Below are 14,766 nucleotides of genomic sequence, written 5' to 3' on the forward strand. Positions count from 1 at the left end.
AATTATGTGGATATCTTCGCTAAGTCCGCATTTTTCGTTTCTCTAGAAAGTAATGTAGCTATAAATGATATTAATGATACCCCAATAGTAGCAAGAACTATTATTTCTATCGAATTTATGATTCCTCCTAATGAGGCAATTAAAGATGTGTAGATGAAGGATATAGTAACACCCCCATATATGCCATTACCTATCTGATATACTAAACTTGACGCAGAGTATCTTATTTCTGTTGGAAAGTATTCTACAAATAGGTTAGTTAATGCTGCGTTTCCTATTAGTGCTATTAAATAAACTATACCTTCTATTGCCATTATTGCAGGTATTACTCTACTAGAATAGACTAGAAATGCTAAATATAATAGAATGGCACTACCTAATGTTGCTATCATGATTGTTTTTTTCCTCCCAATGATACTTGACAGTACTCCACCTAATATAGGACCTATTGTTCCTCCAGTAACTGATCCAACTAATATTATTTCAGTAATAAGAGAGGGTGATATGTGAACTCCGTGTTGAAGTTCTAGAGCTCTAAAATAGCTAGGTAGAAAGGACTGAATTACTCCCGCTAACGTGATGGGAGTGTACATAGCGATTAGAGCTAGAAACAAAATTGTCTTCCATTTCTTCCTTAGAGCGTAGATTGCAGGCGATTCTCTTCTTTGTTTTACTTTATCTTTCTCCTGCAAGAAAATAGGACTTTCATTTAATCTATACCTCATTATTGCTCCAAGGATAAGCATAACAGCACCTATTCCAAATAGAAGTCTCCATCCCCAATTAATAAGGGCCCCAAGAGGTAGTAAGTCAGCCGTTAATGTGAATAGCCCAGTAGCCAGTGCTATTCCTACTGACCCTCCAAACTGTACAAATCCGCCACTCCACAACGCACGTAATTTAGATTGATTTCCAATTTCAGAGATCCATGTTGCAGCTCCTCCTAATTCTCCACCAATTCCGATCCCAAAAAGAATTCTAAACAAAATAATTAATGCCGGTGCTATAACTCCGATAGATGCATAGGGAGGTACTAATGCTATTCCAATTGTACCAATACTTGCAATGAGTAAAGTCCATATTAAGGCAGATAACCTTCCTAAAGAATCACCGAAATGACCAAATATCAGTGCACCCAATGGCCTTCCTATATACGAAATAGCATAAGCGGTTATCGATAATGCTAAAGCTAATGAAGGCACGGTAGAGGGAAAGAATAAACTTGGCCATATTGTGATTGCTGTTGCTCCGGCTAGGAAGAAATCATAAAATTCTACCATAGTCCCTACTACTCCTGCAATCGACGTCTTAATTACATTATAGTTTGGCATTTTATCACGAGATAATATAACATTATCAAGTATTTAAAGTTTAATTTAATAATTAACACAAAATAACATGAAGTTATCATAGAAACTTTCACACAAAAGTTAAATAGGATAAGAAATAGCAATAGCAATGACGATAATATTCTTTAACTTAGTTTAAATCGATTTTGTGTTAGCTTTAGCACTGGAGCCTACTATGCTAGAATATAATAGTAATAAATTATTAAATATAAATTTTATAAGATTCCTTTCCTATTATGATTAATAATATTTTTATAAATTAGAGGTTCAAAAGGAATTTTTGAACATCATCTTTAAGGCAGGAATATAAAAATCTCTTATAAGTTAATTGCTAATTTTAAAATTCTCTCTTATACTAATTTAGTTTACTATTATTATTCATTATATACAACACTAAATTTATATATCTATATTAATAATAGACTCTTATGCCAACTGGTGCCAGACTTCTCTTAAAACTATTAAAGGATTTGGGTGTTGAAAAAATATTTATAGTTGGTGGCACTGATCATGCAGCATTAATAGAGGAAAAGGTGAAGGATCCTTACGATTTGCCAGATTTAGAGGAAGTTCCGCATGAAATAGTTGCTGCGTCTGCTGCATTAGGACAGTCGTTTTTAGGTAAAATCGGAGCTGTTTTAGTCCATACAACACCTGGAACAGCAAATGTTATAGGGATTTTAATGGACGCATTTACTATGCGACTACCGTTAATAGTTTTGGCGGGTAGAAGTCCATATACTGAAAAAGGGAGTAGGGCCAGTAGAAATGTAAGAATTCATTGGCCTCAAGAGATTGAAAACCAAACTGAAATAGTTAAACCATGGGTTAAGTATGCGTTTGAAATTAAAAGAGTTGAGCAGATTCCAGAAACAGTTTCAAGGGCCATTCAAATTGCCCTTAGCGAACCTAAAGGTCCCGTATATATAGTTTTCCCCAGGGAAGTTACAGTAGAAGAAACGGAATATAGGCATATTAAAATGGAACCCTTTGAACCTGCAGCACCAACTGCACATCTAGAGAAAGCAAAAAAGATGATTGAAGAAGCAGAAAGACCGGTAATTATAACATGGAATGCGGGTAAGAGAAGGGATTGGTTTAAATCCTTAGTTAAATTTGCTGATACAATTAAAATACCAGTAATTAATTATATAGGGGGATATGTAAATTACCCTTCAAACGGCAAAATGGCTCTGGATAGTCTAGATTTATCGCAATCAGATTTATTAATTGTAGTTGAAAATGATGTGCCTTGGATTCCAAAAAAGCAAGAAATTAAGGGTAAGGTCATAAGAGTCGATACTGATCCCTCATATAGGAACATTCCATTTTATGGCTTCCAATGTGATCTATGTATACAATCAACTGTCTCGGAATTCTTTGATAGATTAGTTAATTCACTTAACCCAAAAGATGACCATTGGGTAGTTGAGGAAAGAGAAAGACAAGTTAAGGAAAAAATAGAAGAGATTGAGAGACTAAGCAAGAGCAGAAAAATTCATCCTAGATACTTATCATATGAGATAGGAAAAGTAGCAAAGGAGGAAAGTGCTATAATTGTTAATGAATACGTTTTCAATCCTAAATATGCTGAATTAACGGAATTTGGTAGTTACTTAGGAGAACCTTCAGCAGGTTATTTAGGTTGGGGTTTAGGTGCCTCAGTAGGAATTAGATCGCTAACCGATAGGCTAGTTATTGCTATAGTAGGAGATGGTCAATTTATCTTCGGCGTTCCAGAAGCGTTCTATTATTTAGCTGTTAAGTACCCATTACTAACCATTATTTATGATAATGGTGGATGGTTAGCTACTGAAAATGCCGTAAAAGAGGTTTATCCAGATGGTGTGGCAGTAGCTAAGGGTGTTTTCCCTGCAACAACTTTTAGAAGGTATAATATAGGTCAAGGAGTAATAGGATATGGAGGGTACTTTAAGCTAATAGAGAGAACAGAGGAAGTTCGTGAAACCCTACTTGAAGCGATAAATTACATTAAACAAGGTAAACCAGCAATAATACAAGCAATTGTAGAAAGAGCTAAGGCATAGACATTAACAATGCGGAGAGTAGTTGAAATGGGTAATTATACGATTTTCCCTTAGATATCACTGGAGATTTGATAGTATCGGAGAAGTTTTTAACCAAGGATATAAAATACGGAATTGGGATTTATTAAAATAACTTTTGGGCATGACAGCAAGATTGATGAAAATATTTAAGCTGTTAAAATCATACAATTGCTGATAGGATTTTATTTTTAATAAAGTCGTGAGTTGATCTTGTAAGACTAACAAGTGAGGGTGTTCTCGAACAGTCATCTTATTCGATAATCAATAACAAAATTATATTTGATAAGAGATTTTCTCAAATAACCACCTCTATCTAGGGATAAATTGCATTAGAACGCTCAAGATGTTTCTTGAGAAAATTTATGTGCAAGGATTACGAGACTTATATGAGGGTTAGCTAGATGAACCTCGTAACCCTTGGACAATTAATACTTCTGATTATAAGAAATTTAAATCTTAATTCAAGAAAATACAGAATAAAAGAACTTGCATTTACAATAGTATTGTCTTAGGAGTACAGATCACGAAAACAGCAATACTATCATCAACACTATACACGAAAAATTAGGGATAAGAAGAAAGATACAAATGCTCATCATTCAACGTGAACAAGAACTGATTATCAAAAAGGGAAAAACATGTGGAGAAATGCTGTATTAACTCAACATAGAATGAGCAGAGAACAGAAGAAAAGAATCTTGAAAGAGCATGATGGGCATAAGGACAATATCTAAAGCAAGATGAGCACATAATAACTCCCAAAGAGTCTATACGTATAATTGAAGGCAGTTAGGTTTATTAGTTAATTATATATTTTATATTTTTAATAGTGATAACATGAGCAGAAAAAGAGTAAAATTAGGTATAAGTAAAATTACGGTAATAGTATTGATAATAGTAGTAGTAATTATAGCTTGGATAGGTGGAACGCTGGTTTTTTATCATTCGTCAAGTTCGTCAATAAAGACAACACAGTCTAGTATTGTACCCATATCAACAACACCAGTTACTATTGGAGCCTTACAAGGTAATGACCCAGACATATCAGCATGGGCCTTTACGGAATCTCAACTTCTATCTACACTTAAAGAATATGATCCTAATATAAAGACCCAAGACTTTTCCACTGCTACATTAGTCATACAAGGATTGGAAAGTGGAACAATACAAGTAGGTATTATTAGCACTGATTCAATTATAGTTGCTATTTCTAGAGGAGCCCCTCTTGTAATAGTAGCCACGTATAGGATCACTCCAGCAGCAAGAGATTTGGTAGTTAAAGCTCCGACACCCATAAACAACCTATATCAGTTAAATAACACCGATGATGCAGAACCATCACCAGGGATCTTACCCACAATAACTGATGAATATTTGGAATATAAGTATAATTTACACTTTAATTTTGAATATGTAGGATCTTTTCAAGGTCAAATAGCAGCATTAATAAGTGATAAGGCAACATTTGCAAATGTGAATCCGTTTGATGCATATAAGTTGATTCAGAATGGAACGTTAAAAGTAGTATATAGTTTTAGCTTAAAATGGCCTGCATATTCAGTAGTGACTACCAGAAGTTTTTTGGAGCAACATCCAGATGCTATAAAAGCAGTAATAATGGGCCTACTTAAGGCAAACGATATCTATGAGGCTAATGTAAATAATCAAACTATAAATTTCCTAGCAAGCTATTATGGAAGGATTATAGGCTCAAATGGTGCTGTGGTTCTATTTCATAACTATACCTATTCTACTAATGGAGCAATCAATGTTACAGCTCTGCAAATATTAATAAATACTTATAGGGAGATAGGTGTGATAACGAACAGCACACTAACAGTCAATGATACTTATACTAATGAGTTTGTAAAAGTGATCTCATAGAAAGATTTTTTAAATTCTAAATAATAAAAAAATACTATAAAAATATTTTTTAGTAAGTGAGAATCGAATATAACTTCTACCAATAAGAAATATAGAAGAGTATTTGAATGAGTGTCATACATCTTATATCTTTCCCTTTAAGTATTGCGCAAGTTTTTAACACGAAGAGAAGATTCAAAATTTCTCAAAAATTTACGTCTTATTTTGAATAATTATATATAGATATGAAAACATATTTATTCAATTATTTACACATGGGACACTCTCCTCCTACGGTTACAAGCTCATATCTATTAGCATATAGTGCCTCTCTGGAGTATAGTTTACGCTACTAACATTTTAACTTTATATTTCATAAATTGATCGAAGGAGTGATAATCGTCCCGCTAGATAAATTATTTCCTTTGTATTTCTGGGATTATCTCATTTGCAAATAATTCTAAGTTTTCTATATTATCTTCATAACTTATAGTTATCCAATCAATATGTACTAAAAATGTATTAGCATTGGTATGTTCTAGAATCTTTTTTACTTTATCTGCTACATCCCTAGGTTTACCCGCCAATAAACGATTTGTATCTAACATATACTCTACATCATCGTATTTATAAAATTCTGGTGGAATAAATCCCTCTGCTTTTCTTGTTTCTCCTATTTCGTAATTCTTCACGGTCTTCCTTGCTTGTAAATCTAAAAACGCTCCCTTTAACTCTCTAAGCATTATTGGTAAGAACTTTCTTAATTTCTCTTCACTGTTACTAATATAGACATATTTTTCGATTGCCAACTTAGGATTACCATTACCATTAAAATTATTTCTATAAGCTTCTATTCGCTCTCTTACTATTTCATCTCTATCTATACCCGTAACTAAGTTTAAACCATTCTGAGCTGCCCATATAGTAGTTGGTATAGTTCTAGTGGGTATCCAAATTGGAGGATAAGGTTTCTGAACGTAAGGTATTAATCTTTCTACATCCTCAAATTTATAATAGTCCCCTTTGAACGAAAATTTCTTACCTTGGGATGTCACCTTTAAAAACTCAAGTAGAACTGTAGTAGCTTCCCTACTCATTACTTTTGCTATTTTAGGGTCTAATCCAACTTCCTTGAGTTCAAGCTCACTAATGCCACCAGTCAAACCGACATCAAGCCTACCCTCACATAAGTTATCTAACAATGCCAACTCCTCAGCTAAATGAAGGGGATTTCTAATAGGAACAACATAGGCTAGAGAACCTATCCTTATCTTAGATGTATGTTGACAAACAGCTGAAAGGAGTACTCCTTGAGATGTATTACCACCTAACCTAGAAAAATGATGCTCTGCAAAGAAAAAATACTCGTAACCTAATTTTTCGGCTTCTTCAACTAATTTTATCTGATCTTTATAATATGTTACAAAGTTAAGGCTATTTAGATCTTGAGGAAGTATAGGGTGCGTGAACACACCAAAATTGATATGCATATAATATTTTTTAATCGAGTTGTATTTAAGTATTTTCTAATGTACGCTTTGTGGTCTGCTCCAAAATTATACAAAAATTTATAACTAATTATGTAAAGTGTTACCTATAGGAAAGAGGAAGTATAAGAGGGATTGAGTAAATACGACGAGAACGTTATAACTAGCTACAGGTTGATGTTCTCCTTCTAAGTATTTGACCCCTGATGGGATTTATTAGCTGAGGAGAATAAATATGCCAAGACTAAGTACAAGACACCAAAGGAGTTCAACGATTTCCTAACATTCTTACACTTCTTCCTACCTTACAGAGCAATAGAAGGAGTATTGAGGGCTTTAGAGCAGTTGAAGATAGTCCCCACAAGCCTTGATTATTCTACGATATGGAGGAGGGTGAAAGACATGAACATAATCTCCCAGATGTAACTGACGAGCTTGAAGTGATTACAGATGCAACAAGCATAAGCGCAAATAGGGAGGACAATACATTGTCGCAAAGTGGGGAAAACTAGGATCCAAATTGCTCAAGATCTAGATTGTAATGGAGAAGGAAGAGCTTAAGATTGTCAGTGTTGAGGTTATTAATAACGAAGTTGATAGTGCCGTGAAAGCAATTAAGGATCTCCAAGATAAGGGTAAGAAGTTTTTATAGAGATAAGGCATATTACGCCAATGACGTTTACAAGACCGATATTGAGGTTGTAGTTCCTCGTTACAAGAACGCTTCTACTAAGCGTGGTCATCCTTCTAGGCAGAAGGCTGTACGGGAGTTTAGAAAGTTGGGTTTATGATCGTTGTAGGGAGGAAAAGGACTACGGTGTTAGGTGACAAATAGAGTCCTTGTTCTCTGCTATAAAGCGTGATTTTAGGGAATTGATTAGGGCTACCAGCTTTGTAAATCAAATAATTGAGGCTAAGTTCTGGGCTTATGCACGAATGGTTCACTTAGCGAATTCTGTAGTTAGTAGGGCTCCTAGTATTAGAGTGGTGAGCTCGAGAAGAATGTTGAAATAAATACTGCTTGTCGGGAAAACCATATTTTATACTATATCATTCTTATGATAAAAAATTGAATTAGGTCGCAAATAATCTCATACATTGAAAGTATGAAACTTTTATTGAGAGTGGACATGGTGTCGTAACTGAGCTACAAATTAATTAAGTTAGCAGATCTTTATAAAGAGAAGGTACTAAAATTGATACTCCACATATACGTTTGGAATATTAGGAAGAGAACATATAGCTTAATGACTACAGTATGATTTAGTTTTGCATAAATCTATCATTGTGTTTTTATTAATTGATTACATATATATGTGAAAAATTTTGTTTCTTCAATCATTATGGTATAGAATATATATTTAATTGAACTAGAAATATTTATATATAGTAAGATAAACTGTGATTTAAAAATCACAATAGAGGATTAAACCTTACATCAATTACTTTTATATTACATTTAGAATTTATATATTTTTTAAGATATTGTGAAAAATGTACTTAAAAAGAGATATACTTTTACCCTGTTACTAAGTAGTACTTTACGGACTTTACAATGATAGGCGTTTAGCAATAAATCTTTCAGCCAAATTCCAAGCATAGTACCAACTAAGATTGCCACGTAAGTCCTTTCAACTCACGTGATATTGTCAGAATTTGAGTAAAATTGAAAAATTATCATCATTATAATATTCCATATTATACGATTATACATTATATTCAATTATAACAAATGATATAATATATATTAATAAGATATAATACAGATAATTGTACAGTTTTATAATAAAATTTGCCATAATCGCAGCTAAACAAGTAAGTAAGCCTCGTTAATTAACAAGTACCTTCGTCCTAATCCTCGCTGAGAGAATTTCAAGATCACGATAGAGGTTAAGGAAGAATACCTCTATGACCACTCCCCTTAAAGTTGTAGAAGAAGCCTTACCTTCCCTAATATTAACACCACTTCTACGGTTGCAAATTCAAGCTTGTTAGAGGCCTAGCATGTGGTGCCTACCCTCAATTGGAATTATGGCACTACAAACACCTTTGATCAAGATGTTCTTCATAGAAGCCTAAGTCCGATAGATATGAAGGAAAGATGCTATTGAGAATAAGGATTGTAATTGCATTTAGTTTTTTATCTGTATTCTCTTAAAAATAATGTTATTTTACTATTTTATAAAAATTTTGTACAAAATAAAGATAATATAGGACACGGTCATAGTATCGTCGTTAACCTATTTATTTTTCTGTTACAGGTGGTAGGACATAATCAAATATTCCATTGCCCTAGTCTTGTTGGACAAAGCGCAGATCCTTGAATTTATAGGTTAATAATGACACTATGGTCTTATCCTCTGCTTGTTGTCATTATTGATAGGTGCTATTTTGCAAGTTTCTGAGGGGATTTGGGAGAGATAACGTTAAGTTCTTGTAGTGCAACTATGTTAATAATGAAACTTAAAGATAAGGTAGCGATAATTACTGGTGCGTCGGGTGATATAGGTAAGACTTTTTCTTTAGCGTTAGCCAAGGAAGGTGCAAGTATCGTACTAGTTGATATTGATATAGATGGCATGAGAGACACTGCCGAAACTATAAAATCAATGGGTGGAAAAGTAATTATGTTTAAGGTTGATATAACTAACGAGGAGCAAGTTAACGATATGGCTAAGAGGGTATATAATGAATTTGGAAGGATAGATATCTTAGTTAATAATGCAGCAGTATATGGTATGCTAGAGAAGAAGAAACCATTTTATGAGATTTCATTACAGGAATTCGAGAAGGTACTACGAGTAAATGTGATAGGAGTTTGGTTATGTTCAAAGGCTACTTTTCCGTATATGAGAAAAATAGGAAAAGGTAAAATAATAAATATTGCCTCAACTACTGTACATTCAGGTGCTTTTGGACTAGCTCATTATATTGCCTCAAAGGCTGCTGTAATAGGGTTAACTAGGGCGTTGGCAAGAGAAATGGGAGACTATAACATTAACGTAAATGCTATAGCTCCAGGATTAACATTAACTAAGGCTACACTAAAACTAAATCCAGCAGATTATTTGGAAAACCGTAAACAGTTGCGATCAATTAAAAGAGATCAGAAGCCAGAAGATTTAGTGGGAACATTAATATTCTTAGCCTCCGACGATAGTGATTTCATAAGTGGACAAACAATTATAGTCGATGGTGGTAGTGTATTTTCATAACAAGTTGGTTTAAACTTTTAAAAAGAAGAAGTCCCATATAGAAGTATATGAAATTTTTGTATTAAATACATTTAATACCATTATCCAGATATATGAGTAGTACAAAAAACTATGAAACTCATATAATAAAATTATTTTTAAGTAATATAAGGAGACTAGTTTCGTTCCTTTACTGATGAGATTATTAGCGCACCTATAAAATATGAGAATAGCATTGTTTCAAAGAGTGCTCTAAATCCCCAGAATGACAATATTAAACCTAATATAGCACTCCATGCTGCACCAGATGTATAATTTATCATATAATATAAACTGAAAGCACTATCTCTGCGTTCATCTTTAATTACATCAGAAAGTAAAGCTTGAGATAGCGGATCTTCATTAAATAAGAACATACCAATTATGAGCATTGACACAATAATCCATAAAATGTTACGTCCAGCTAGTATAAGAATTATCGTTGCAGTTGCGGACATTAAAAGTGAAGGTATTATCACATATTTTCTATTTTCCAAAATATCAGAGACATGAGCACCTAGTACTGGAGAGATTACACTTCCTGCCGCTAATATTGTATAAAGACCACCTACTATTGTCGATGAAAAGTGTAAATAGTTAATCAGATAAAGAGGTATAAACGTTAAAGCAACACCTAGTCCCCTACCTCCAGCTATTATAGATCGTGCCACATATAGTTTAAGTATATTTTTATCTTTAAGTACTTGAACATAGGACTTAGCTCCACTCTTCTTTTGCTCAAATATAAGAGATCTCCTATCTTCTACAAGTAACATTACTAGTATCCCAAATATTAAACCTGGAACACCTAAAAGAAGTAGAACACTTCTCCAACCTAAAATCGCTATTAAGAATCCTACTATTATAGGAGCTATTAAGGTGCCAATATTACCACCGGCTGTGTGGATTGTCAACGCCTTTCCTCTGTCTCTTCTTTCAAACCAATCTGATATTAGAGATGAAGCAGTAGGGTGTTGGGGACTAGAACCTACTGCGCCAAATAGCCTAAAGAGCGAAAAGAGTGGGAAAGAATTGGACAGGGCTGACCCAATCATGGTTAATCCTACTAATATATTTCCCCCACCGCATAGATACTTTCTCTTAATATAATTAGATAAAAGACCATAAACTCCTTGTAGAACACCATTTATCAAATTTACAGCTCCTAATAATAATCCCAATTCAGTATAGGTAATACTAAAATAATTTATGACATATGGATACACTAAGGAATAAGCACCCACTTGTAAGTGAGTCTCTGCATGAGCTGCCGATACGAGAGAGAGATTAAGCCATTTTTTTAATTTGAGTTGCGTTCTATAATGTCGTTAATGGATAAGTTTAAAAACTTAACTTTCTAAAAAGTTATAAAAATGTCTCAGTTAAAAGGCTTAGAATTTAATGCCTATATAACTGTGATTAATAGTAATGATAATGACGAAGTGCTAAAGGTGGCTATAAAGGATAATATATATACTAAGGGTGTTAGAACTACTGCTGCATCAAAAATACTTTATAATTTTATACCCAGTTATGATGCTACAATTGTAGCAAAACTAAAGAAAATTAAGGCGAAAATTATAGCGAAAACAAATATGCACGAATTTGCGATAGGCGGAACTAATACCTCTAGTGCGTTTGGAATAACTAAAAATCCAAATGATCCAGAATTAATAACTGGTGGTTCAAGTGGAGGTTCTGCAGTATCAGTAGCTGTAGATGATGCTGATGTTGCAATAGGGACAGATACTAGAGGGTCAGTAAGGATACCAGCTGCCTTCTGCGGCGTTTATGGGTTTAAGCCTACTTTTGGGAGAATATCCACACATGGTATTATTCCAAATAGCTGGAGCTTGGATCATGTTGGTATTTTAAGCAAAAACATTACCAAATTGATCTATATATATAGGATATTAAAAGGGCATGATAATAAAGATCCTAATACTCTTATTAATTTAAGCATTAGAGAGAAAAAGAAGAAAGTTAAGAGAATAGGTATAATAAATGAGCTTACCGTCGACTGTGAGAGTAGAAACGATTTCATGAGGTTTATATATAAATTGAACGATTATGATATAGAAGAAGTAGAATTACCTATAGTATTATCCATTTCAAAATATCTCGATGTATTTAGAGTTGAGACTGCTTCTTATCATCGCCGTTTTCTTAGACTACATGAACAAGACTACTCTCCAGACGTTCTGTCATTAATAAAACAAGGGTTTAAAGTAAGAGTATTGGATTATGTAAATACAATTAAAATCAGAGAAAAGATGATAAAGGAGTTCATTAAGACTTTTAATAGATATGATCTCCTAGTTTGTCCTACGGTTCCAATATATCCTCCTAAGATAAAAGATGTCATAAATAATGAAATAAACTATAGTAAAATACTAATAAGAAATGTAGCTCCATTTAATTTCTTAAAAGTACCTGCAATTTCAGTTCCAATAAATAAATTTGTAGGTGCCCAATTTATAGCAAATATAGGGTTTGACGAATATCTATTAGATTTTGTATCATCTTTAGGTGTCTAGTGTTTCTGGAGCGAAAATTTCCTCAACTCCTAACTTATCTGGTATCAGCCCTTGTTTATACATATAGTAAATGAATTTCTCTATTGTCTTTCTATTAGCTTTCACCCCATATGGCCAGTAGTCTTGACCCATTAACTTAGTTATCTTCTCCATTTCATATTCTAACCATGGATGCATATAAGTGTTAACTCCAGTCACTCTTAATTCCTCATAAGCTATTTCCTTTGCCTTAAGAAAAGCGTCATAGAGGGCTTTGGCTATCCATTTATTTTTCTCATATATATCTCTTCTGATAACTAAAAGGTGCATAATGGGAAATATACCTTCCTCCTTAAAATATTTTAAATCCTCTTCTATATAATTATCAAAAAGCCTCTTAACTTTATCCGTAGTATAGTAAGTAGTGGGAATTTGAGCATGATATAAGGCATCTATCTCCTTTTCAGCTAACATTTCAGATAACACTTTACCTTCGGGTGCTCTAACTATCTTTATATCATTCCTATAGAGCTCAGTGGAGTCTAGTTGTGGAACGTAAATGTAATATTTATTGAGAGATTTTTCTCTCTCCATAGGGCCTAAAACGTAGGTCACTGATTCTACTGGTACTCCATACTTTTCCTCTAAAATTCCTCTAATCCACACTGATGCAGTGTGTCTAAACTCCGGTATTCCTACCCTCTTCCCCTTTAAATCTTCAGGACTCCTTATACTCGATTCTCTATTTATAAAAACATAACCTAGTCTGAATTTTCTTGAAAGAAATACTGGTATTCCAATAAATGGTTTATCTTTAGTAAATAAAGTATTAATATATGCCGAAAAAGACATCTCTGAAGCATCAAATTCTTTATTACCTAGCATCCTTCTAAAAATTTCTTGAACCCATATTTTCTTTAAATTAATGTCTACTCCTTGTATTTTAACTTCTCCAGTTAAAAACGGCTTCACTTTATCATATCCCCAGCATGCAATAGTTAAAGTTAGATTGGACATCAAGTTCACTTATCATTGCTGAGAATAAAAACTTTACGAAAAGTAATTTTAAGTATATGGAATGTGGAACTTGCTTTGTGGATTGCTTCAATTTTTAGCCGAGCAAACATTAACTTCTAAATCAACCCTTGATTTTGAATTTAAGAAAAATTTAGAGTTTAATATCCGAGAAAGTTAAAGAATTCAATAAAGCAGCTTTAACGGATATCATGAAATAGACATACATCTAGCGCTGAGTAATTATGTCCTCTTACCTCCATACTAACTACTCCCTTATACAAATTTGGTCTTTTTCACATATCTTTTAGAGCATAAGTGTAAATGATATTAAAATTAATATTAAAAAATAGTTAATTTAGATAATTGCTATTGGATTTAAGGGAGATGCAGTGGCGCCAGTTAATTTTAATGGCAACAGAACTAGAATGAATTCCTGTCTTCTATTTAATGCTTTAGCTAAGTTCTCCAGGTTCATATTATCTATGATAGGTATCCCATTCTCTGCAATTAGATACCTATGCACTGGTAAGTAGGTTTTCATACCTTTTCTAACATATTCAGTTCTAGGTGCATCACTTCCTACAAGGCCAAATCCCTTACTAACAATCCATCTAGCTGCGTCCAGTCCTATACCGGGCTCCTCATCTGCACCATCTTTACTAAATCCGGTGTATATTATTGCAGCATCTCCTCTTTCTATTTTAACTTCCATTCTTTTTTCTAGATCCTCACCGGTAATTTCCCTATCTAATCCAATATCTGAAACGTCAAAGAATACGCCTCTAGTGAAAATAGGCGGTATGGTGGTTATATCTAAATCCTTGTATCCGTCAACATCAGCTCTCATAGTCTTAATATCTATACCTCCAAATAGTTTACCCCTCTCAGAGACGTGATTTAAAGCATCTATATGAGTACCAGTGTGATCGCACATATTTAATCTAACATTTGCAAAGCCAGATCCTTCTGGAATATCTAATTCTTTATATCGCCTCTTTGCATCATCGTAGTATAAGTGCTTTCCAATATATACTGGTCCATGTCCGAAATAGTATGTGCCATTCCTTATCGTTTTACCTAATTCTATTATTTCACCTTTTTGAATTAATGCTATTAAATCTTTCATTCTTTTCACTTTAAACGACACTCTTGTGCTCTCGTATTGAAACATATTAAGGAAATGATCAAGGATTGAGGACATAACTCATCACATTACTAAATAATAAACATAG

The 14,766-nt window shown here is 33.5% G+C and carries 9 protein-coding genes and 1 pseudogene; 5 read left to right on the top strand and 5 right to left on the bottom strand.

Features of this window, described 5'->3' with window-relative positions; all coding sequences use genetic code 11:
- Positions 1–2: 2 nt before the first annotated feature.
- Entirely contained in the window at positions 3–1,331 is a 1,329-nt protein-coding gene (locus tag J5U23_RS08775; RefSeq protein WP_218265916.1) for an MFS transporter, read from the bottom strand.
- A 446-nt stretch (positions 1,332–1,777) separates the two neighbouring features.
- Between J5U23_RS08775 and J5U23_RS08780 the strand changes: the two genes are divergently transcribed.
- Together J5U23_RS08780 and J5U23_RS08785 are read left to right on the top strand one after the other, a co-directional pair.
- A complete protein-coding gene (locus J5U23_RS08780; RefSeq protein WP_218265917.1) occupies positions 1,778–3,397 on the top strand; it encodes a thiamine pyrophosphate-requiring protein in 1,620 nt (539 codons plus the stop codon).
- Between the two features lie 858 nt (positions 3,398–4,255).
- Positions 4,256–5,302 (top strand): ABC transporter substrate-binding protein, encoded by a 1,047-nt coding sequence (locus tag J5U23_RS08785; RefSeq protein ID WP_218265918.1) that lies wholly within the window; start codon positions 4,256–4,258, stop codon positions 5,300–5,302.
- 395 nt (positions 5,303–5,697) lie between these two features.
- Here J5U23_RS08785 and J5U23_RS08790 read toward each other — a convergent pair whose 3' ends face one another.
- The gene (locus J5U23_RS08790; protein ID WP_218265919.1) at positions 5,698–6,771 is read right to left on the bottom strand and encodes an LLM class flavin-dependent oxidoreductase; all 1,074 of its coding nucleotides are present in this window, start codon (positions 6,769–6,771) and stop codon (positions 5,698–5,700) included.
- 106 nt (positions 6,772–6,877) lie between these two features.
- Between J5U23_RS08790 and J5U23_RS08795 the strand changes: the two are divergent.
- Together J5U23_RS08795 and J5U23_RS08800 are read left to right on the top strand one after the other, a co-directional pair.
- Positions 6,878–7,782 (top strand): annotated as a pseudogene (locus J5U23_RS08795) (transposase).
- A gap of 1,442 nt (positions 7,783–9,224) precedes the next feature.
- The gene (locus tag J5U23_RS08800; protein WP_218265920.1) at positions 9,225–9,983 is read left to right on the top strand and encodes an SDR family NAD(P)-dependent oxidoreductase; all 759 of its coding nucleotides are present in this window, start codon (positions 9,225–9,227) and stop codon (positions 9,981–9,983) included.
- A gap of 155 nt (positions 9,984–10,138) precedes the next feature.
- Here the strand turns inward: J5U23_RS08800 and J5U23_RS08805 are convergent, their stop codons facing one another.
- Positions 10,139–11,245, bottom strand: a complete 1,107-nt coding sequence (locus tag J5U23_RS08805; protein WP_280638373.1) for an MFS transporter — start codon at positions 11,243–11,245, stop codon at positions 10,139–10,141.
- 129 nt (positions 11,246–11,374) lie between these two features.
- On the opposite strand from J5U23_RS08805, the gene J5U23_RS08810 reads away from it, so the two are divergent.
- The gene (locus tag J5U23_RS08810) at positions 11,375–12,538 is read left to right on the top strand and encodes an amidase (protein ID WP_218265922.1); all 1,164 of its coding nucleotides are present in this window, start codon (positions 11,375–11,377) and stop codon (positions 12,536–12,538) included.
- Here the strand turns inward: J5U23_RS08810 and J5U23_RS08815 are convergent.
- Both J5U23_RS08815 and J5U23_RS08820 read right to left on the bottom strand, forming a co-directional pair.
- Positions 12,527–13,534: a substrate-binding domain-containing protein gene (locus J5U23_RS08815; RefSeq protein WP_218265923.1), complete on the bottom strand. Its 1,008-nt coding sequence runs from the start codon at positions 13,532–13,534 to the stop codon at positions 12,527–12,529. The two genes, J5U23_RS08810 and J5U23_RS08815, sit on opposite strands and share 12 nt — an antisense overlap.
- Before the next feature lie 355 nt (positions 13,535–13,889).
- Positions 13,890–14,660, bottom strand: coding sequence for a cyclase family protein (locus J5U23_RS08820; RefSeq protein WP_244988766.1), 771 nt, complete (start codon positions 14,658–14,660; stop codon positions 13,890–13,892).
- Between the last annotated feature and the right edge of the window lie 106 nt (positions 14,661–14,766).

This window comes from Saccharolobus shibatae B12, assembly GCF_019175345.1.
Lineage (GTDB): Archaea > Thermoproteota > Thermoprotei_A > Sulfolobales > Sulfolobaceae > Saccharolobus > Saccharolobus shibatae.

Excerpts from the sequence above, each read along its gene's own strand:
- J5U23_RS08775 (WP_218265916.1), bottom strand. The coding sequence starts at position 1,331 with ATGCCAAACTATAATGTAATTAAGACGTCGATTGCAGGAGTAGTAGGG.
- J5U23_RS08780 (WP_218265917.1), top strand. The coding sequence starts at position 1,778 with ATGCCAACTGGTGCCAGACTTCTCTTAAAACTATTAAAGGATTTGGGT.
- J5U23_RS08785 (WP_218265918.1), top strand. The coding sequence starts at position 4,256 with ATGAGCAGAAAAAGAGTAAAATTAGGTATAAGTAAAATTACGGTAATA.
- J5U23_RS08790 (WP_218265919.1), bottom strand. The coding sequence starts at position 6,771 with ATGCATATCAATTTTGGTGTGTTCACGCACCCTATACTTCCTCAAGAT.
- J5U23_RS08800 (WP_218265920.1), top strand. The coding sequence starts at position 9,225 with ATGAAACTTAAAGATAAGGTAGCGATAATTACTGGTGCGTCGGGTGAT.
- J5U23_RS08810 (WP_218265922.1), top strand. The coding sequence starts at position 11,375 with ATGTCTCAGTTAAAAGGCTTAGAATTTAATGCCTATATAACTGTGATT.
- J5U23_RS08815 (WP_218265923.1), bottom strand. The coding sequence starts at position 13,534 with ATGTCCAATCTAACTTTAACTATTGCATGCTGGGGATATGATAAAGTG.
- J5U23_RS08820 (WP_244988766.1), bottom strand. The coding sequence starts at position 14,660 with ATGAAAGATTTAATAGCATTAATTCAAAAAGGTGAAATAATAGAATTA.